Origin of the sequence: Microbacterium enclense, assembly GCA_038182865.1 — a bacterium.
Classification (GTDB): domain Bacteria; phylum Actinomycetota; class Actinomycetes; order Actinomycetales; family Microbacteriaceae; genus Microbacterium; species Microbacterium enclense_B.
Map to the genome: position 1 here is coordinate 1,089,729 of CP116226.1, position 18,751 is coordinate 1,108,479.

The 18,751-nt window shown below is 70.4% G+C and carries 19 protein-coding genes; 7 read left to right on the top strand and 12 right to left on the bottom strand.

The genetic code is table 11. The features are described 5' to 3' along the window. Positions 1-14 precede the first annotated feature (14 nt). Genes PIR02_05080 through PIR02_05100 form a run of 5 tightly spaced genes read right to left on the bottom strand, consistent with a single transcriptional unit; the run spans position 15 to position 2,236 of the window. Complete coding sequence (locus PIR02_05080) at positions 15-602, bottom strand: hypothetical protein (GenBank protein WZH38041.1); 588 nt, start codon at positions 600-602, stop codon at positions 15-17. Further along, positions 602-1,180: a DUF6286 domain-containing protein gene (locus PIR02_05085; GenBank protein WZH38042.1), complete on the bottom strand. Its 579-nt coding sequence runs from the start codon at positions 1,178-1,180 to the stop codon at positions 602-604. Before PIR02_05085 ends, PIR02_05080 begins: the two co-directional genes overlap by 1 nt. Then, positions 1,180-1,572, bottom strand: a complete 393-nt coding sequence (locus PIR02_05090; GenBank protein ID WZH38043.1) for a hypothetical protein — start codon at positions 1,570-1,572, stop codon at positions 1,180-1,182. Before PIR02_05090 ends, PIR02_05085 begins: the two co-directional genes overlap by 1 nt. Next, positions 1,569-1,757 carry a DUF2273 domain-containing protein gene (locus PIR02_05095; protein ID WZH38044.1) on the bottom strand — a complete coding sequence of 63 codons (189 nt, stop codon included), beginning with the start codon at positions 1,755-1,757 and terminating at the stop codon, positions 1,569-1,571. The genes PIR02_05090 and PIR02_05095 overlap by 4 nt, the downstream gene beginning before the upstream one ends. Next, positions 1,754-2,236 (bottom strand): Asp23/Gls24 family envelope stress response protein, encoded by a 483-nt coding sequence (locus PIR02_05100; protein ID WZH38045.1) that lies wholly within the window; start codon positions 2,234-2,236, stop codon positions 1,754-1,756. The genes PIR02_05095 and PIR02_05100 overlap by 4 nt, the downstream gene beginning before the upstream one ends. A gap of 270 nt (positions 2,237-2,506) precedes the next feature. Between PIR02_05100 and fdhD the strand changes: the two genes are divergently transcribed. Beyond that, a complete protein-coding gene (fdhD, locus tag PIR02_05105; GenBank protein ID WZH38046.1) occupies positions 2,507-3,397 on the top strand; it encodes a formate dehydrogenase accessory sulfurtransferase FdhD in 891 nt (296 codons plus the stop codon). 60 nt (positions 3,398-3,457) lie between these two features. Further along, positions 3,458-5,779 (top strand): FdhF/YdeP family oxidoreductase, encoded by a 2,322-nt coding sequence (locus tag PIR02_05110; protein ID WZH38047.1) that lies wholly within the window; start codon positions 3,458-3,460, stop codon positions 5,777-5,779. Positions 5,780-6,026: 247 nt separating this feature from the next. Here the strand turns inward: PIR02_05110 and PIR02_05115 are convergent, their stop codons facing one another. The 3 genes from PIR02_05115 to PIR02_05125 form a co-directional block, all read right to left on the bottom strand. Then, complete coding sequence (locus PIR02_05115; GenBank protein WZH38048.1) at positions 6,027-6,893, bottom strand: hypothetical protein; 867 nt, start codon at positions 6,891-6,893, stop codon at positions 6,027-6,029. 138 nt (positions 6,894-7,031) lie between these two features. After that, complete coding sequence (locus tag PIR02_05120; protein WZH38049.1) at positions 7,032-7,925, bottom strand: hypothetical protein; 894 nt, start codon at positions 7,923-7,925, stop codon at positions 7,032-7,034. A 161-nt stretch (positions 7,926-8,086) separates the two neighbouring features. Next, a complete protein-coding gene (locus PIR02_05125; GenBank protein WZH38050.1) occupies positions 8,087-8,467 on the bottom strand; it encodes a hypothetical protein in 381 nt (126 codons plus the stop codon). Between the two features lie 290 nt (positions 8,468-8,757). Between PIR02_05125 and purL the strand changes: the two genes are divergently transcribed. From purL to PIR02_05145, 4 genes are all read left to right on the top strand, one after another. Beyond that, a complete protein-coding gene (gene purL / locus PIR02_05130) occupies positions 8,758-11,109 on the top strand; it encodes a phosphoribosylformylglycinamidine synthase subunit PurL (protein WZH38051.1) in 2,352 nt (783 codons plus the stop codon). A 35-nt stretch (positions 11,110-11,144) separates the two neighbouring features. Then, positions 11,145-11,279 carry a hypothetical protein gene (locus PIR02_05135; GenBank protein ID WZH38052.1) on the top strand — a complete coding sequence of 45 codons (135 nt, stop codon included), beginning with the start codon at positions 11,145-11,147 and terminating at the stop codon, positions 11,277-11,279. An 884-nt stretch (positions 11,280-12,163) separates the two neighbouring features. Then, positions 12,164-13,102 carry a hypothetical protein gene (locus PIR02_05140; protein ID WZH38053.1) on the top strand — a complete coding sequence of 313 codons (939 nt, stop codon included), beginning with the start codon at positions 12,164-12,166 and terminating at the stop codon, positions 13,100-13,102. Between the two features lie 58 nt (positions 13,103-13,160). Then, positions 13,161-13,889 (top strand): hypothetical protein, encoded by a 729-nt coding sequence (locus PIR02_05145; protein WZH38054.1) that lies wholly within the window; start codon positions 13,161-13,163, stop codon positions 13,887-13,889. Positions 13,890-13,985: 96 nt separating this feature from the next. Here the strand turns inward: PIR02_05145 and PIR02_05150 are convergent, their stop codons facing one another. After that, complete coding sequence (locus PIR02_05150; GenBank protein WZH38055.1) at positions 13,986-14,246, bottom strand: DUF3253 domain-containing protein; 261 nt, start codon at positions 14,244-14,246, stop codon at positions 13,986-13,988. A 47-nt stretch (positions 14,247-14,293) separates the two neighbouring features. On the opposite strand from PIR02_05150, the gene PIR02_05155 reads away from it, so the two are divergent. Continuing rightward, on the top strand, positions 14,294-15,025 hold the full coding sequence (locus PIR02_05155) for a DUF2071 domain-containing protein (GenBank protein ID WZH38056.1): 732 nt from the start codon (positions 14,294-14,296) through the stop codon (positions 15,023-15,025). Positions 15,026-15,184: 159 nt separating this feature from the next. Here the strand turns inward: PIR02_05155 and PIR02_05160 are convergent, their stop codons facing one another. The 3 genes from PIR02_05160 to PIR02_05170 form a co-directional block, all read right to left on the bottom strand. Continuing rightward, positions 15,185-16,087 (bottom strand): glycine betaine ABC transporter substrate-binding protein, encoded by a 903-nt coding sequence (locus tag PIR02_05160; GenBank protein ID WZH38057.1) that lies wholly within the window; start codon positions 16,085-16,087, stop codon positions 15,185-15,187. Positions 16,088-16,190: 103 nt separating this feature from the next. Next, a complete protein-coding gene (locus PIR02_05165; protein ID WZH38058.1) occupies positions 16,191-17,159 on the bottom strand; it encodes an ABC transporter permease subunit in 969 nt (322 codons plus the stop codon). After that, on the bottom strand, positions 17,159-18,463 hold the full coding sequence (locus PIR02_05170; GenBank protein ID WZH38059.1) for a betaine/proline/choline family ABC transporter ATP-binding protein: 1,305 nt from the start codon (positions 18,461-18,463) through the stop codon (positions 17,159-17,161). The genes PIR02_05165 and PIR02_05170 overlap by 1 nt, the downstream gene beginning before the upstream one ends. Positions 18,464-18,751: the final 288 nt, after the last annotated feature.

The following is an 18,751-nucleotide window of genomic DNA, read 5'->3' on the forward strand; positions in this document are numbered from 1 at the left end:
CCTCGTGAGATGTGTCAGTGCACGCGGGTGTTGTCGCGCGCGAGCTTGGCGCGCAGACCCGAGTGGATGGAGATGTAGGCACGCAGGTTCTGCCCCGTCAGGGCGGCGAGGTTGGTGACGAGGGTGTCGATGTGCTCGGCTACCTGACGCGGTGAGGTGTTCTGCCGCGGCGTCACCGAGACGTGCAGCACCGACTCCTTGTTGATCTCGCCGGCGCTCACCCGCGACGACAGGATCTCGTCACGCTCGGCGAGCGCGTTCTTCAGCGCCTCCGAGGCGAAGCCATCGGTGACGGTGATGCGGCCCTCGGCACTGTCGCTGCCCGTGGACTGCAGGGGAGCCTGACGGCGGCCGCGCACGGCGGCGGACGCGATCACTACGAGCAGGAGAGCGATCACCACGGCGGCCGCGACGGCACCCCAACCGGCGGACTCGCGTCCGAGCGACTCGAGCCATCCCTGGAACCCGCCCATGACGGTGGTCCAGGTGTCGGCGCCGTTCGGCAGCAGGCCCACGGCGAGCGCAAGGGCACCGAGCGCGAGCAGCACGATGCCTACGAGGAAGAGAACGAAGCGGTTCAGTCCGCGGCGCGTCGCGTTCATCAGGACTCCTTGGTGTCGGGCCGCTGCACGCGCACGTGGCTTCGCACGGCGGGCGAGAGCTTGTAGGTCGCGATCTCGTCGTCGACGATGCGGCGCAGCTGGGCCTCGTCGACCGGGATGCCGACGGGGGGACGCACCGTGACGTCGACGGTGCGGTGGGCGACGCCGACGACGATGTCGTCACGGGCGATGCCGGATTCATTGCTCAGGTGCTGGGCGAGAGCGGATGCCACGACGCCGTTGTCGACGACGACGGCTCGCTCCCCCCACGCCATCTCGTGACGCGAGAGGCGTCCGGGCTTGAGCGCGAGCACCAGCACCAGGAGGCCGATGAGCGCGAGCACGCCGCCGCCGACGATGAAGGCGACCGGCAGCAACGCGGTCGGAGCCGAGACGACGGCGCTGAGTGCGGCGCCCGGGGCGACGAGCAGCGGCGGGCGCCCGAAGAGGGCGAGGATGATCTCGACCGCGGCGTACGCGAGGCCGAGCAGCAGGAGCACGACGACCACGAGCATGGCCACGGTGCGCGGGGAGTGGGTTTCACGCCGCACGACGGTGCGGAGGACGGCGTCGGTCATCACAGCACTCGCTTTCGCTGGGGGACGGTGGCGCCCGAGATGGTCAGGTCGACGCGGGAGACGTCGCGCCCGAAGAGGCGAGTGAGGCGCGAGCGCAGTTCGGTCTGGGCGGCGCGAGCCGCCTCGAGCACCGGGGTCGCGGCCCGCACGGCGTCGGTGTCGTCGAGACGCGGGACGGGAAACGGCGTGGTGACACGCACCACGGCGGTGTCGCGTGCCGAGACGATCTCGACGCGGACGGTCTTGGCATCCACCCCGATGATCTCGGCCGCGGCACGCTCCGCCGTCTTCTGCAGCACACGGTCGGCGACGTGCACACGGCCCGCGGGGAGGCCGGGGGCGGCAACCGCGGTGCGGCTGCCGGCCCCCGGAGAAGCGGTGACGGTGGTCACGACGTGCTCCGACCCTTGAAGGCGTTCACGATGTTGCCGAAGTCGATCTCGCCCGCCGTGATGCGTGCGACGACGATTCCGATGGCCATGAACAGGGCGACGAGGATGAATCCCCAGAAGCCGAAGATCAGAGCGCTGAGGGCGAGGACGAGCCCGACGAGCGCGCCCTTCGTGGTGGCGCTCACTGGACGCGCTTTTCGTTGCTGTCGTCGTCGGTGTTGTCGTCGCCCGGGATGTGGACGTCGTTCACGTCGACGTTGACCTCGACGACCTCGAGACCGACGAGACGGTTGATCGCGCCGGCGACGCGCCCGCGGACCTGGTCGGCGACTTCCTGGATGGGGGCGCCGTATTCGACGACGATCGTGATGTCGGCCGCAGCCTGGGTCTCACCGACCTCGACCTTGACGCCCTGCGTCAGGTCGGTCGCGTTGATCGCGTCGCGGATGGCGCCGAGCGCGCGGGCTCCGCCGCCACCGAGCGCGTACACACCGGCGACCTCGCGGGCCGCGATACCCGCGACCTTGGCGACGACGCCCTCGGCGATCGTGGTCTTGCCCTCGGTCGTGGTCTCCGAACCGCGGGCGCTGAGGGGACGGTTGACGCGCGACGCCGCCTGGGGGACATTCTGCGCGGCGGGGGTGGTGGGGGCCTCGGTAGCCATGTCGGTGCCTTTCACGGAAGTTGCCCGGCCGGGCCGGGGTGGGCGCTGGTGGCCTACAGGGATAAGACGTACCGGGCTGAGGATTCGTCACGCCGGGATTGAGGAAAAGTCCGAAATATGTATGCGCACGAATGTGAATCGTTGCAGTGCGCGGAATTCTGCGGATGTGCGCGGTCCCACGGCGAAGACTCAGCGGGATCCCCCTTCGCCCCTTCTTCCCGGCGTACGCTCGACCCATGTCCGCCTCCCGCCCGTGGAAGCGACCCTGAGATGGGCCGACTGACCACCCCCCGCCGCGTCACGCGGATCACCCTCGACGGGGTGAACCGCCAGAGACCGGATGCCATCGCCGTCGAGGAACCCCTCGAGATCCGTGTCGCCGGCTCACCGCTGGCCGTGACGATGCGCACCCCGGGGCATGACGTCGAGCTGGCGGCCGGATTCCTCGTGTCGGAGGGCGTCATCAGCCGCGGAGATCAGTTCGCCCGAGCGATCCACTGCGGTGGGCCCGGCACGGGCGGTGCCGACGGCAACACGTACAACGTGCTCGACCTCACCCTGGCCCCCGGCGTCGCCCTTCCCTCCCCCGATCTCGCCCGCTCGTTCTACACGACGAGTTCGTGCGGGGTGTGCGGTACGGCCTCGATCGAGGCGGTGGAGAAGGTGTCGTCGTACGACGTCTCGACCGACGACGTGCGCATCGACGCCGGTGACGTGGCGGCGTTCCCCGACCGTCTTCGCGAGGGACAGAAGGTGTTCGACAAGACCGGCGGCCTCCACGGCGCAGCCCTCTTCGACGTCGCGACGGGCGAGATGCTGGTGGTCCGCGAAGACGTCGGTCGTCACAACGCGGTCGACAAGGTCGTCGGGTGGGCACTCCTGCACGACAGGCTGCCGTTGCGGGGAACCGTGCTCCAGGTGTCAGGGCGCGTGAGCTTCGAGCTGGTGCAGAAGGCCGTGATGGCCGGCATCCCGGTGCTGTCAGCCGTGTCGGCGCCGTCTTCTCTCGCGATCGAACTCGCGGAGCGCGCCGGTCTCACGCTCGCCGCCTTCGTGCGAGGCAACAGCATGAACCTGTACTCCCGCGCCGACCGGATCGCTGTTCCTTCCACAGACGCGCCCACAACCCCCTCCGTCCCGAAAGCGGCGAGCGTACGCTGACGACAAGCGCCCGGGGTGTGGATGCCACCGACTCGGCGCCAGAATTCATGGAGGGTGAGCATGGGTGAGTCGTTCGGCCTGATGACCGAGGAGCCCCGCCAGGGAGGTCTCGGCCCCGCCGTCACCGGCGAGTGGGAGAGCACCGGGGAGTACGAACACCCGGCAGCCGGGTGGGGTGCCGCACTCACAGTCGGCAAGGTCTTGATGGAGCAGCGGCAGCCGATCGCCGGCACCAAGGCCATGTTCACCATGAACCACCCCAAGAGCGGTTTCGACTGCCCGGGGTGCGCCTGGCCCGACGACAAGGGTGTCGCGCTCGACATCTGCGAGAACGGCATCAAGCACGTCACGTGGGAGATGACGCACAAGCGCGTCGGCAAAGAGTTCTTCGCCGAGCACTCGGTCACCGAACTGTCGCAGTGGTCCGACTTCGCCCTCGAAGACGCCGGCCGCCTCGTCGGACCCATGGTCTACGACGCCGCCAGCGACCACTACGTCCCGATCTCGTGGAACGACGCGTTCCGCCTGATCGCCGAGCAGATCACCGCGCTCGACTCTCCCGACCAGGCCGCCTTCTACACCTCCGGCCGCCTCAGCAACGAGGCGTCGTTCCTCTACCAGCTGTTCGCGCGGGAGCTCGGGACGAACAACCTCCCCGATTGCTCGAACATGTGCCACGAGGGCTCGGGCCGGGGGCTCACGGCATCCCTCGCCACCCCCAAGGGCACGGCCGACCTCGAAGACTGGGAGACATGCGACGCGTTGTTCGTGCTCGGGGTCAACGCGGCGTCGAATGCTCCGCGCATGCTCACGAGTCTCGCCGAGGCGATCGACCGCGGCGCCCAGGTCGTGCACGTCAACACGCTCCGCGAGGTGGCCGGCACGCGGACGATCGTGCCCCACGAGATCCTCGACATGGCCACGTTCCACAGCACCCCGACGAGCACGATGAACCTGCAGGTGCGCCCCGGCGGCGACCTGGCACTGGTGCGCGGTATGGCGAAGGTGGTGTTCGAGGCGTCCGAGACAGACCCCACCGCCCTCGACCAGGCGTTCCTCGACGCATATACGACCGGTCTCGACGAATACCGCGCCCTGGTCGAGGCGACGGGCTGGGACGAGCTCGTCGAACAGTCCGGGCTCACCGAGGCCGAGATTCGCGGCGCCGCCGACATCTACCTCAGCGCCGAGCGCACCGTCATCAGCTGGTGCCTCGGCGTGAGCCAGCATCAGCACGGCGTCGACACCGTGCGCGAGATCGTCAACCTCCTGCTCCTGCGCGGAAACGTGGGCCGGAAGGGCACCGGCCCCTCCCCCGTCCGCGGCCACAGCAACGTCCAGGGCAACCGCACGTGCGGTATCAACCACAAGCCGACCGAGGCGTGGCTCGCGAAGCTCGACGAGGTGTGCGGCATCACCTCGCCCCGCGAGCCGGGTCTCGACACCGTGCACACCGTGGCCGCCCTTCACCGCGGCGACCTGAAGGTGTTCATCGGAATGGGCGGCAACTTCGTGCGCGCGGCTCCCGACACCACGCTCACCGCCGAGGGCATGAGCCGTTGCGAGCTGACCGTGCACGTCAGCACGAAGCTCAACCGCAGCCACCTCACGCACGGCAAGCAAGCGCTCATCCTCCCGTGCCTCGGTCGCACCGAGCGCGACGTGCAGGAGGCAGGAGCCCAATCGATCTCGACAGAGGATGCCATGAGCTCCGTCATGCTCTCGCTCGGCTCCCGCAAGCCCGCGTCACCGCACCTGCTCAGCGAGCCCGAGATCATCGCACGGATCGCCCGCGCCACCATGCCCGCCTCGGAGACGCCGTGGGAATGGTACGTCGGCGACTACGACCGCATCCGCGACGTCATGGCGAAGGTGCTGCCCGGCTTCGAGGGCTTCAACGAGCTGGTGCGGCAGCAGTATGGATTCCGCATCCCGCAGCCCGCGCGCGAGCGCGACTTCCAGACGCCGTCGGGCAAGGCGGAGTTCTCCGACGCGCCGCTGCCGAACGTCATCCCCGAAGAGGCCGATGTGCTGGTGCTGCAGACCATGCGCTCGCACGACCAGTGGAACACCACGATCTACTCCGCCGACGACCGCTACCGGGGCGTGCGGAACATCCGCGAGCTGGTGTTCATGAACCGGCGCGACATGACCGAGCGGGGCATCGCCGAGGGTGACCTCGTCGACATCGTGGCCACCTCGCGCGACGGGTCGGTTCGCAGCGTGACCGCGTTCCGCGCGCTCGAGTACGACACCCCGCGCGGCAGCGCCGCCGGGTACTTCCCCGAGCTCAACGTCCTGCTCGGCCCTGACGACTACAGCCGCCAGAGCGACCAGCCCCTGATGAAGGACATCCGGGTCCGCATCGCGAAGACGGCGTAAGGCCCGGCGGGAGCGGGCCGCGCGGGAGCGGGCGGCGCACCGCGCGCTCCCGCGCGGCTGCGCGGTCCGGCGTGGCTGAGCGGTCCCGCGCGGCTGAGCGGTCCGGCGCGGCTGAGCGGTACCGCGCGGCTGAGCGGTCCCGCGCGGCTGAGCGGTCCCGCGCGGCGGAACGGTCCCGCGTGGCGGGGCGGCCCGGGTGTCAGCGCTGCGTGAGCGCGGCGGGTCGTGGCTGCCCTCGCCCGCGCGCTCAGCCCTCGGCGCCGCCGAACGTGCCGGTGATCGACGTGGTCCCCTGCTCGCTCCGCGAGGTGAGGACGAACTCCAGCGGCACGCCCTCCACGCTCGCCGAGGCCATGGCCGGTTCGCTCAGGCGCGCGGCGAGCTGTGTCGCCTCGTCGGCGCTCAGCCGCGCAACGTAGAACGTCGGCTGGTTCGGCCCTGCGGTGGGGGCCTCGAGGAGCACCTCGGCATCCGGATAATCCCGCGCAACGGAGACGACCGCTCGCACCCCGTCCATCGTGGTGTAGGCCGGGACGTAGACGAGACGGAAGTGCTCGTCGAGTGACGGCACGGTGAACGTGCCTCCGTCGGCGAAGAGCGACGTCGACGACAGGTCACGGATCAACGGCTCGACGTCGCTGAGGGTCGCGGCCACGGCGGACGGCCAGCCCAGCCCCGCCGAGATGCCGCTCGCGCCCGGGACGGCGGCCGCCTCGAGCACCCCGGCGAGCGCATCGTCGGACTCGCCCGGGCGGACGGTGAACTGCCACTTCGGCGCGGGCGCCACCTCGGGGTCGAGCGCGACCGCGTCCGGGTCGTCGGCCCGCAGGGTCACCTCGGGCGGAACGATCGCGTCTTGCGAGTTCTCGCGCTGCGCGTCGGTGAGGGCACCGCGTACCCGCGCCGTGAAGGCGAGCACGTCGCCGGTTGCGGCGTCGGCCGCGACGGTGATCCCGGCGGGCCATGCGTCGTGACCGCAGTCCACGACGATCGGATCCTCGCACAGCGAGACGAAGGGGTTCTCCGGCGACGCCGGCGACGGGGCGCACCCCGCGACGGCCACGACGAGTCCCGCGCAGAGCGCGGCGAATGTCCGACGAAAGTAAGCCCCCATACCCGCCATCCCATCACGCCGCGGCGCCCTACCGACAACACCAGATGCGCCGCACCGAGCCCACACCGGGGCCTGCTCCGGGCGCAATCCCAGCCCGATCAGGAACGCCCCGATCACGCTCGCGTGCAAGGGCGATGCTCAGTCCTGAGACACGCTCGGCGCGAGGGGCTGGAGGCTCGGGTGGCGGGAGACGGCCTCCGGGCCGTGCGTCATCAGCACGGTGATGAGGGCCGTCTCGGGGATTGCCGGACCGCTCAGCAGCAGGGGCGACGTCGAGTCGAACTGACACACGAGCGACCATCTGTCGACCTCGGGGAACACGGCCGTCATCGCGGAGAAGAAGAAGCTGAGCCACTGACCGTTGACGTTGCAGACCAGACGCTGATTCGACACGAGCAGACGGACGGTCTGCTGCTCACGCCACTGCGTTTGAGCGGCGGCCTCCGCGGCAGATCGACGAGCGGCGTTGCCGGCCGCCGTCATCGCCACTCCGGCCGCGACGAAAAGCGGGTGGCCGAAGAAGAATCCGCCGGAGGTCGTGTACGTCGTGTCCTGCCCGTAGTAGCGGGCGTACTGGGCGGACGTGTCGAAGAAGAAGGTCTCACCGGGCTGCGGGACAACGTCCCATACCGCGATCGACGCAGGGACCTCGCGGCGCTCGAGGGTCAGCCGGAGCTGTCCGGCACGATGCCACGCCTGCGCGTACGCGGCGTCGCGGGCCTGCGCCTGCTGCTCCGTGCGCGTGAACCGGCCCCTCGCCCACCGCCGACGACGGTGCGCCGCGGCCAGGACGCGGATGACACCCACGACGAGGAACACCGCGGCTACGGCGGCCACCAGATATGCCAGACCCAACAGGGCGAGGCCCGCCACACCGATCCCGACCGCGGACTCGTCGCCCCGCGTGGCATTGATCATCGCCGAACCCGCGAGCCCCAACCCGAAGAATCCGCCGACGCCGATGACGAGAGGCAGCACCCACGGCAGCTGGCGCCGAACTCCCTCCGGAAGACGTGTCCGTCGATCCCCCACGCGCTCCTCCTCCATCCACGGCCGCGCCATCGGCGCGTGCGCTCGAAACTACTCCCCCACCACCGACACGTACTCGGGCCCGGGGTCCGTCGAGTCGGGGTGACGCCCATCCGCGGTCGCGGAGGGCCCGGCATCCCGATCGTGCCGGCGCCGCGTGCAGCTCAGACCTGCGCGCTGACCAGTACTCCGCGCCTCTGCAGGCCGGCTTCGACCTGGGCGATCGCATCCTTGTAGGCGTTGTGGAGCTTCACCTGCTCGAGGCCGTCGTCGTTTCCCCCGGCCGGTTGAAAGATCGGCCGGTGCAGGTCGACCTGCACGGTGCCGCCGAGGTCGCTGAACTTCACGTCGAGCACCTCGCGGAGGTCGTCATTGGGGCCACGGAGGCCGAGGAACATGGTCTTCGTGATGCTGCCGTGCGTCGCCTTCCAGTGGTCACGCTCCTGCGTGACGGTGAAGCCGGCCTCCTCCAAAGCGCCCCGGGTGGCCTCCTGGGCCGGAGCGAGGTCGCCCGTGACGACGAACTGGAAGGTGAAGAGGGCCATGGCACGCCTTTCGGTCCCGTTCCGATCAGCCTAGGGTTCCGCACGCACGGAACGGGAGGAAATCCGTTCCCTCCGTCGCACAGGACTGCCCATCGAGGCTGCACGCACGGACCGGCCTCCGGAGTTCTCGCGCGCACCGCCGTGCGAGCGGCATCCCCGTCGCGGTTCCACCCCTCGATTCCGCCGCATGGTCGGGGGCTGCCGGGGCGTACCGACGTCGCCCGGGCATGTCGGCCCACCCAACTAGACTGATCCCCGTCCGGCCCCCGCGATTCTTGGAGCTCAGCCGCGTGACCACCTCACCCGAATCCGCCGCCCCCGCCGCCCGTACGGCTCTTGCCGACACGGTCGAGAACGCGATCGCGACGCCCGAGAAAGACCAGCCCTACGGCGCCCTCGGCCTGAAGGCCGACGAGTACGCCCAGATCCGCGAGATCCTCGGCCGCCGCCCCACGAGCGGCGAGCTGGCGATGTACTCGGTCATGTGGAGCGAGCACTGCTCCTACAAGTCGAGCAAGATCTACCTCCGTCAGTTCGGCCAGAAGGTCAGCGACGAGATGAAGACGCGCCTCATGGTGGGCATGGGCCAGAACGCCGGCGTCGTCGACGTGGGCGAAGGCTGGGCCGTCACCTTCAAGGTCGAATCGCACAACCACCCCAGCTACATCGAGCCCTTCCAGGGCGCGGCCACCGGCGTCGGCGGCATCGTCCGCGACATCATCTCGATGGGCGCCCGCCCGGTCGCGGTCATGGACCAGCTGCGCTTCGGCGCGATCGACCACCCCGACACCCCGCGCGTCGTGCACGGCGTCACCAGCGGCATCTCGTTCTACGGCAACTGCCTGGGCCTGCCGAACATCGGCGGCGAGACCGTGTTCGACGCGGTCTACCAGGGCAACCCGCTCGTCAACGCCCTCGCCGTCGGCGTCATGCGCCACGAAGACATCAAGCTCGCCAACGCTACGGGCGTCGGCAACAAGGTCGTGCTGTTCGGTGCCCGCACGGGCGGCGACGGCATCGGCGGCGCGAGCATCCTGGCATCCGACACCTTCGCCGACGGCGGACCCACCAAGCGCCCCGCGGTGCAGGTGGGCGACCCGTTCGCCGAGAAGGTGCTCATCGAGTGCTGCCTCGAGCTCTACCGCGACGACCTCGTCGAGGCCATCCAAGACCTCGGGGCCGCGGGCATCTCGTGCGCCACGAGCGAGCTCGCCGCCAACGGCGACAGCGGTATGAAGGTCGAGCTCTCGAAGGTGCTGCTGCGCGACCCGTCGCTCACGCCCGAAGAGATCCTCATGTCGGAGTCGCAGGAGCGCATGATGGCGATCGTCGCGCCCGAGAAGCTCGACGCGTTCCTCGCCGTCGTCGGCAAGTGGGACGTCGAGACCAGCGTGCTCGGCGAGGTCACCGGAGACGGCCGCCTCGTCATCGACTGGTACGGCGAGCGCATCGTCGACGTCGACCCCTCCACCGTCGCGGTCGACGGCCCCGTCTACGAGCGTCCCGTCGCCTACCCGACGTGGATCGACGCGCTTCAGGCCGACTCCGCGACGAAACTGCCTCGCGCGACCGACAACGACGTGTTGCGCGAGCAGTTCACCACCCTCGTCGCGAGCCCCAACCTCGCCGACACCTCGTGGATCACCAACCAGTACGACTACTACGTGCTCGGCAACACCGCCCTGAGCTTCCCCGACGACGCCGGCATGATCCGCGTCGACGAGGAGACCGGTCTCGGCTTCGCGATCGCCACCGACTGCAACGGCCGCTACAACCAGCTCGACCCCTACAACGGCGCGAAGCTGGCCCTGGCCGAGGCCTACCGCAACGTCGCCGTCACGGGCGCCGTCCCCACCGCTGTCACCGATTGCCTCAACTTCGGCAGCCCCGAGAACCCCGAGGTCATGTGGCAGTTCAGCCAGGCCGTCGAGGGTCTGAGCGACGGATGCCTCGAGCTCGGCATCCCGGTCACGGGCGGCAACGTCTCGTTCTACAACCAGACCGGCGACCAGCCGATCCACCCGACCCCGGTCGTGGGTGTTCTGGGCATCATCGATGACGTCGCGGCCCGCATCCCCAGCGGATGGCAGGATGCCGGCGAGAACCTCTACCTCCTCGGTGTCACCGCCGACGAGCTCGACGGCTCGCAGTGGGCCGGCACCATCCACGACCACCTCGGCGGCCGCCCGCCGAAGGTCGATCTCGCGCAGGAGCGCAAGCTCGCCGAGCTGCTGCAGGCAGCCGGCTCGCAGTCGCTCGTCTCGAGCGCGCACGACCTGTCGTCGGGCGGTCTCGCGCAGGCCCTCGCCGAAGGCGTCATGCGCTTCGGTGTCGGCGCGCGCGTCTGGCTCACCGAGCTGATGGAGCGTGACGGCGTGGATGCCACGGCCGCCCTGTTCAGCGAGTCCACCGGCCGCGTGCTGGTGAGCGTCCCCCGCGAGGAAGACGTGAAGTTCCGGGGCCTCTGCGACGGCCGCGGCTACCCGGTGCTGCGCATCGGCGTGACCGACGTCGAGCCGGGCACCGAGGCATCCCTCGAGATCCAGGACGTGTTCACCGTGCCCGTGTCCGAGCTGCGCCGCCTGTCGAACGACACGCTTCCCGCCGTCTTCGGTCCCACGGTCGCGGAGCCCGTGGCCTGACCCACCCCGCCCACCCCGAGCCGAGAGGAGACGCGGTGACGAACGACGACGACATGTCCGTGTTCGACGAGAAGCGGCAGCGCCGCGTGAAGATCACCGCGTGGGTGGTCATCGCCGCGCTGGTGCTCACCGGCGGTGGCGCGACCGTTCTGACGCTGATCTTCGGCTGACCCCGCGGGTCCCGGGCCGCCGGAGCCGGCTGGCGCCCCGTGCGCGCGGCTGCGGCCACCCGCCGGGGGCGCGGACGCGTTCACAGAATCGGAAAGCGGCAACAGATCCGGATAAAAAGCCGGATTACCTCCGAATCTGTTGCCCATTTCCGGATCCGCGCGCACGGCACGCGGTCCCACAGCACGGAGCCCACAGCACCCGCGGAGCTCGCAGCCGTCCCGGGCGCGCGGAGCGCGGAACCGGCAGGCGCCCCGTGCGCGCGGCTGCGGCCACCCGCCGGGGGCGCGGACGCGTTCACAGAATCGGAAAGCGGTAACAGATCCGGATGAAAAGCCGGATTCCCTCCGAATCTGTTACCCATCTCCGGATCCGCGCGCACGGCACGCGGTCCCACAGCACGGAGCCCACAGCACCCGCGGAGCTCGCCGGCGCCCCATGCACGCGGAGCCCGGAGCCGGCAGGCGCCCCGTGCGCGCGGCTGCGGCCACCCGCCGGGGGCGCGGACGCGTTCGCAGAATCGGAAAGCGGCAACAGATCCGGATGAAAAGCCGGATTCCCTCCGAATCTGTTGCCCATCTCCGGATCCGCGCGCACGGCACGCGGTCCCACAGCACGGAGCCCACAGCACCCGGGCACGCCAACGCGCGGCCCCCAGCGCTCGCACACCAGCACGCGGTCCCACAGCACGCGACCCCCAGCACGCGCACCCCGGCGCCCTCGCACCCGCCCGCACCCGTGCGCACCCGCGAGCACCCGCGAGCACCCGCGAGCACTCGCGAGCACCCGCACGACGGCACCCGGCGAGCCGCCCCGGTCGGTCGCGGCCTGCGGATTCCGGCTCGACGCCCCGCACCATGTCGGATCCCCGACGTAGCATGGGGATGTGGAACCGCTGATGGCCCTGCTGGTCGACTGGTGGTGGATCGGGCCCGCCGCGGCTGGCGCCGGAACAGTCGGCTGGATCGGCGTGCGCCGCACCCGGCAGCGCGCGCTCCCCGCGGGCACCACGACTACGACCGACCGCGCCGCCCGCGCGTGGGCATCCCGCCCGATGAGCAAGGCCGCTGCGCGCCGCCTCGAACTCGACGCCGCCCAGCTCGACCTCCTCACCGCCCGCCAGGCCATCACGCGAGGTCGAGCAGACGTCAAGATCGCCGACGCCGAGGTCGTCCGCGCGCAGGCGGAGCGGGCGGCATCCCGAGGCTCTTCCGAAGCCGTGTCGGCCGCACGCGCGCGGCTCGTCGCCGCACAGCACGCTCTGCGCGCCTCTTCGGCGGAGATGCGCGCGCGCCGCGCGGCGGTCAAGGCCGCCCAGGCGATGCTCCCCGCGATCCGTTCGGGCAGCGCCCCGCTCCCGGTCGAGCGACTGCTCGCCGAGCACGACGCAGTGCTCGCGCGGTGGATGGCATACGAGACCGACCCCGCCCTCGCGATCGACTACCCCGCGATGTCGGACTCGCGTTCGCCGCTGCTGGCCGAGTTCCTCCGGGCGCATGAGCGTGCCCAATGGCTGCGCCCGACGTCCGCGCAGACCCGCCTCGAACCCGCGGACTTCCTCGCCTATCGTGACGCCGTCCGCCGCACGGTGAACGCGTTCGAGCACGCTGAGCGGGTGGCGCGGCACGGCGAGAAAACCCCACCACCGGCCTTCGGCGGCACAGACGATTGGGGCCGTGTCGCCTCCGACCTCGCCGAGACGGCGCAGCGCGCTCTCGCGCGATCGATGGAGTCGATGGGGCGCGCCGCCGCCCGCAATTGGAATGAACGCAGCGCGAAGCGCGCCAAGAAGAATCCGGATGCCACGGACCGCGATCCGCGATAGACGCGGTGCCGATCCCGCCGACCGGTTTCGTCACCGCCGACCGGCGTAGCATGACGCCGTGCACGACTTCTGGAGCTTCGCGGGCGCCTACTGGTGGCTCGTCTTCCCCCTCTTCGGCATGACGATGGGGGCGGTCAACGCGCGCATCAAGCGCCGCGAGATGCAGGCCCGTCGGCGCCACCGCGAGCAGCTCGAGATGATCCGCGCGCAGGGCGGTGCTGCCGCCGCTCCGATCGCGGCGGCGAACCTCGAGACCGACGACCAGCAACGCCTCGTCACCGCCCAGGATGCCGTCACCCACCGGTGGCTCGAGTACGAGCTCGACGCGGGGAAACTCATCACCTACCCCGCGATGAGCGACGGTCGCCAGCCGCTGACGGCGGCGTTCCTGCGCGCGAAGAAGGTCGCCGACAACCTGCGTCCCCGCGACGGCGAGTCGCTCACGCCCGAGCGCCTGAAGGACTACCGCGAGGCGGTCACCGACTACGAGGTCGCCTTCGACGTCGCAGAGCGCGACGCCCGTCGCGTGAAGGATGCGGCCTTCACCCCCGAGGAGCGCAAGCGCCTCGACACCGCGAAGCAGCTGCTCACCGTCGCAACCGACCAGGCCGCCACCCCGAACGAGCGCCAGCTCGCGTACAAGCGCGTCCGCGAGGAACTCGACGGGCTGATCTGGCTCTCGGACGACGCGGTCGACGAGCTCGAGAAGAAGGTCGCGCTCGAGTTGCCGCGCGGCGCAGGCCCGTCTGCGCGCGGCCCGGTCGCCCCACCCGAGCCTGCGACCTGACGCGCGCCGCGCCCGCATCTCGGAGTTCTCAGCGGATCCCGCAGATCTCGCGGCGGATTCTCCGACGAACGCGCCCTTCTGCGGGTTCCGGGCGCCTCAGCGCTTTCGACGGATCCGCACCGGTCCGCGCGCGGTGGTCACATCCACGACCTCGCCCTTCTGCGTCACCTCGACCTCGCCGAGACCGACCAGCTCGTGCGCGGCGTCGCGCGCGGGCTGCATGAGGTCTCGCCACTGTTCGCCACCGACCGCACGGGCGGCCTCCGATGGACAGATCGTCTTGTCGGCGTCCCGCTCGGCCAAGAGTTCGCGGATGGATGCCACCAGCCGAGGATCCGCACCAGATGACGAGGCCATGTGTCCAGTCTCCCTCCGCGGCGGGGCGTCGGGGTCAGAATGACCCCGTGGACACCGACCGCTCTGCACCCGATCTCCCGGGCCGCGCCGTCATCGCGCAGCGCTGGAACCGGGCCGTTTTCGTGCACTGGCGCATCGATCCCGCCGAAGTCGCCCCGCTGCTGCCGCCGGGGACGCGGCCCGATGTGCACGACGGCACCGCGTGGGTGGGTCTCGTGCCCTTCGTGCTGAGCGAGTTCCGGTTCCTCCCGCTGCCCCCGGTCCCCCTCCTCGGGACGTTCACCGAGATCAACGTGCGCACGTACGCCATCGACGACGAGGGACGCCGCGGGGTGGTCTTTCGCACGCTCGAAGCCGAGCACCTCGCCCCGGTCCTGGCCGCGCGGGCGATGTTCGGCCTGCCCTACCGATGGGCGCGCGCGGGGGTACGCGCCGAGGGGCCGCGGATCGAGTTCCGGTCGCGGCGTGTCGGGGGCCGGCATCCGGGAACCCGCGTGCGAGCGACGCTCGGCGCCGAGAGGGTCGACTCTCCGCTTTCACGCTTTCTCACCGCGCGCTGGGGATTCCACGAGCGTCACCTCGGGCGCACGATCTGGGCCGCGAACGAGCACGCACCCTGGCCCCTGGTCGACGCGGAGCTCGACGTGCTGGACGACCAGCTCGTGGCTGACGCCGGCTTCCCCCAGCTCACCGGCCGCATCCCCGACTCGGTGCTCGCGATGCCGGCGGGTCACCCCGGCTTCCTCACGCGGTTCACGGCAGCGCGCGCGCTGCGCTGATGACGGGCGGCAGGGAACGTGAGGGGAGCCTCACAGAATCGCGGCGTGCTCGGAGCCTTTCGGGAGGAAAGGGCGAGGAGGCGGCGATTCTGCGACGAGCGACGGTCGCGACACTGACCGCGGCGGCGGCCGCCCGAGGGAGCCGCCGCCGCCGTCACATCAGCGCTGCGTCGGGAACGCGCTCGGGTTCTGCTCGAGCCACGCCTGCACGGCCTCGGCTTCCTTGCCCTCGCCGTACTCGTTCACGACGAGGTCTTCGAGCGAGCCGTACTGCTCGTCGTCGAGCTCGATGCCGGCGATGAGCTCGGCGGCATCCGGGTACTTTTCGGCGAAGCCGGAGGTGCCGAGGAAGTGCAGGGCCTCGGGCTTACCCATCAGACCCTGGGGGTCCTCGAGGTCCTTGACGTCGTACGCGTCGTTCGCCCAGAAGGGACGCCACAGGGTGACGGCGATGTCCTTCTGCGCCGCGATGGCGTTGTCGAGCTCGGTGAGCATCGCCGCGGTCGACGATGTGACGAGTTCGAAGTCACCGTCGAGCCCGTAGCCGGGGAGCATGGTCTCCTGCGTCTGCTTCGTCAGGCCCGCCCCCGGCTCGATGCCGTAGATCCGTCCGTCGAAGCGCGCCGCGTTGGCTTTGAGATCCTCGATCGAGTCGATGTCGACGTAGCTCGGCACCGCGATCGTGAGCTTGGCGTTGTCGTAGTACGAACCGAGGTCGTCGATCTTGTCGCCGTACGTCTTCATGTAGTCCGCGTGCGTCAGCTCGGGCCACGCCGACGGGTAGATATCGACGTCGCCCTGGGCGAGGCCCGCATAGAGCGGTCCCGCCTCGGTGAGGGTCTGCATCTCGACGTCGTAGCCGAGCTTGCCGAGCTGGTCCTCGAGCAGATAGGCGGTGCTCAGACCGTCGGTCCACGAGGGCAGGAAGCCGAGCGTGATCGTGCCCTTGCTGTCATCGGTGCCCGAGCCGCCTTCGGCCTGGTTGCCGCTCGCGCAGCCGGCGAGCGCGAGGGCGCCGACGGCGCCGAGAGCGAGGGCGCCGGTGAGGTGTCGCTTGTTCATTGCTGTGATCTCTTCCTTTTCGTATGCGATTCCGTGGGTTACGTCCTTCCCGAGGGGTCGATGGTTCCGACCCCTCGGGAAGGGAGACAGGGATGCCGGGGAGTCAGGCGCCGGTGGAGACCGGGGTGCGGGCGGACTCCGCCTCGACGGGCGCGGTCGTCGTCGGGGTGGGGCGCGGGGGCGTGGCATCCGTCGTCCCGGCGGCGCGACGCCGTCCCAGGACCGCGAGCAACGACGAGCGGTTGTCGGCGCGGTTGCCGAGCGCCGCCGTGAGCCGGTCGAGGTAGACCGCGAGGATGACCACGCTGAGGCCGGCCTCGACACCCTTGGGCAGGTTGACGGTCGAGATCGACTGCACGACCTCCTTGCCGAGGCCGTCGGCGCCCACGATGCCGGCCACGACGGCCATCGACAGCGCGAGCATGATGACCTGGTTGACGCCGGCCATGATCGTGGGCATCGCGAGCGGCAGCTGGATGCCGCGGAGGATCTGCCCCGGGGTCGCACCGAACGCGTGTCCGGCCTCGACCGTCTCGGAATCGACGCCGCGGATGCCGAGCTCGGTCAAGCGCACGCCCGGGGGGAGCGCGAAGATCACCGTCGACACGACGCCGGGTACGACGCCGATGCTGAAGAACGTGATCGCGGGGATCAGATACACGAACGCGGGCATCGTCTGCATGAAGTCGAGGATCGGCTTCAGCACCGCGCGCACGGCCGGGTTGCGGGCCGACCAGATGCCGAGCGGCACCGAGATGCCGACGGCGACGACGGTGGCCACGAGCACGAGCGCGAGCGTCTGCATCGCGGTGACCCACTGCCCCATCGCGAGGATGAGAGCGAAGCCGATGGCGGTGCCGATCGCGAGCTTCCACGAGCGCAGCAGCCACGCCAGCAGCGCCGCGATGATGATCACCACGATGATCGGCGCGGCCAGCAGCACGTCGCTGAGGCCGCCCACCAGGAAGCGGACCGTCACGGCGATGACGTCGAAGAGGCCCGAGAGGTTGTCGCGGAGCCAGTCCACGCCGGCGTCGACCCACGAGCCGACAGGAATGCGGAACCCGTCCATCAGCGCACCTCCTCGATCTCGGTGGCCGATGCCGCGTCGGCGAGCACCGCGTCGATCTCGGCGGACGGGAGCGGCTGCGGGAGCACGGTGATCTCCTCCGTGGCGGTCGGGCCCGGTCCGAGGGCCGCGAGCAGGGTCACGCGCGGGATGACGCCGGCGAGACGACCCTCGGCGTCGAGCACAGCGAGGGGAAGCGGCGACTCGACCGAGGGCACGAACAGGTTCATCAGGACGTCGTCCTCGCGGACGCTCTGCGGCATCGGCTTGAGCCGACTGCGCAGCGAGTTCTCGCCCGCTCGGACGAGCTTGATGGCATCCCGGTCCGTGATCATGCCGAGCGGCTTGCGATCCCGGTCGGTCACGTACACGGCCGACATGTAGGCGTCGCGCATCTGACGCAGGGCCGTGCGCGGCCCCGCGGAGGCGTCGACGCGCGGACGCGGACGCTCCATCACGTTGCCGGCGGTCAGCACGCGGGCACGGTCGACGTCCTGCACGAACTGCTCGACGTAGTCGTTGGCCGGGTCGGTGAGGATGTCTTCGGGCGTGCCGATCTGCACGATGCGCCCGTCGCGCATGACCGCGATGCGGTCGCCGAGGAACATGGCCTCGTTGAGATCGTGAGTGATGAAGACGATGGTCTTCTTCAGCGTGCGCTGGAGCTCGAGGAGCTGCTCCTGCATCTCGCGGCGGATGAGCGGGTCGAGGGCGCTGAACGCCTCGTCCATGAGCAGGATGTCGGTGTCGGCGGCGAGCGCGCGGGCGATGCCGACGCGTTGCTGCATCCCGCCGGACAGGGCCGAGGGGAGCTTGTCGCCCCACCCCTCGAGTCCCACGAGCGCGAGGATCTCGTCGGCCTTGGCCAGGCGTTCGGTTCTGCCGACGCCGCGGAGCTCGAGCGGGTACGCGACATTGGCGGCGACCGTGCGGTGAGGCAGGAGCGCGAAGTGCTGGAACACCATCGCGAGGCGCTCTCGTCGGAGGGCGCGCAGACGGGCCGAACCGACGCCGGTGAGGGCGTCGCCCTGCACCTCGACGGTGCCGGCGGTGGCCTCGTGCAGGCCGTTGAGCATGCGGATGATCGTGGATTTTCCGGAGCCGGAGAGACCCATGATGACGAAGATCTCACCGGGCTGGACGTCGAAGCTCGCGTCGATGACGGCTGCGGTCCCGTGGTCGGCGATCTCGTCACGGCGGGCACCGGAGCGGAGCTTCTCGACGGCGGCCTGCGGGGAACGGCCGAAGACCTTGAACAGGTTCTTCGCCGCGAGGGCAGGCGCTGCGAGGGCAGGCGGAGTGGTCACTGTGTACCTCGGCGGCCGTCGGGTCGGCCGCATCGGTCACGCCCGGGTGGCAGCCGTCAGCGCTCTCCGGGGGAGAAAGCGCGTCGGCACCGGATGTCGGATCCGGTGCCCAGGCCGCCGACCGTACGCTCGCAGCGTCGACTCCCCCGAGTCGTCACCGCGACCGCGGACTGGTCGGGTGGGCGGCCCAAAAACGGGCCACGACTAGGTTTTCACGCTGATGGATCGGCTGGCAAGTCGCCCCGCGGCTTGCGATTCCGGATGCCGCATGGCACACGCGCGCGCGTG

Bases quoted from the DNA above. Each gene is read 5' to 3' on its own strand.
- PIR02_05080 (WZH38041.1), bottom strand. From the start codon at position 602: ATGAACGCGACGCGCCGCGGACTGAACCGCTTCGTTCTCTTCCTCGTA.
- PIR02_05085 (WZH38042.1), bottom strand. From the start codon at position 1,180: ATGACCGACGCCGTCCTCCGCACCGTCGTGCGGCGTGAAACCCACTCC.
- PIR02_05100 (WZH38045.1), bottom strand. From the start codon at position 2,236: ATGGCTACCGAGGCCCCCACCACCCCCGCCGCGCAGAATGTCCCCCAG.
- fdhD (WZH38046.1), top strand. From the start codon at position 2,507: ATGGGCCGACTGACCACCCCCCGCCGCGTCACGCGGATCACCCTCGAC.
- PIR02_05110 (WZH38047.1), top strand. From the start codon at position 3,458: ATGGGTGAGTCGTTCGGCCTGATGACCGAGGAGCCCCGCCAGGGAGGT.
- PIR02_05115 (WZH38048.1), bottom strand. From the start codon at position 6,893: ATGGGGGCTTACTTTCGTCGGACATTCGCCGCGCTCTGCGCGGGACTC.
- PIR02_05125 (WZH38050.1), bottom strand. From the start codon at position 8,467: ATGGCCCTCTTCACCTTCCAGTTCGTCGTCACGGGCGACCTCGCTCCG.
- PIR02_05150 (WZH38055.1), bottom strand. From the start codon at position 14,246: ATGGCCTCGTCATCTGGTGCGGATCCTCGGCTGGTGGCATCCATCCGC.
- PIR02_05160 (WZH38057.1), bottom strand. From the start codon at position 16,087: ATGAACAAGCGACACCTCACCGGCGCCCTCGCTCTCGGCGCCGTCGGC.
- PIR02_05165 (WZH38058.1), bottom strand. From the start codon at position 17,159: ATGGACGGGTTCCGCATTCCTGTCGGCTCGTGGGTCGACGCCGGCGTG.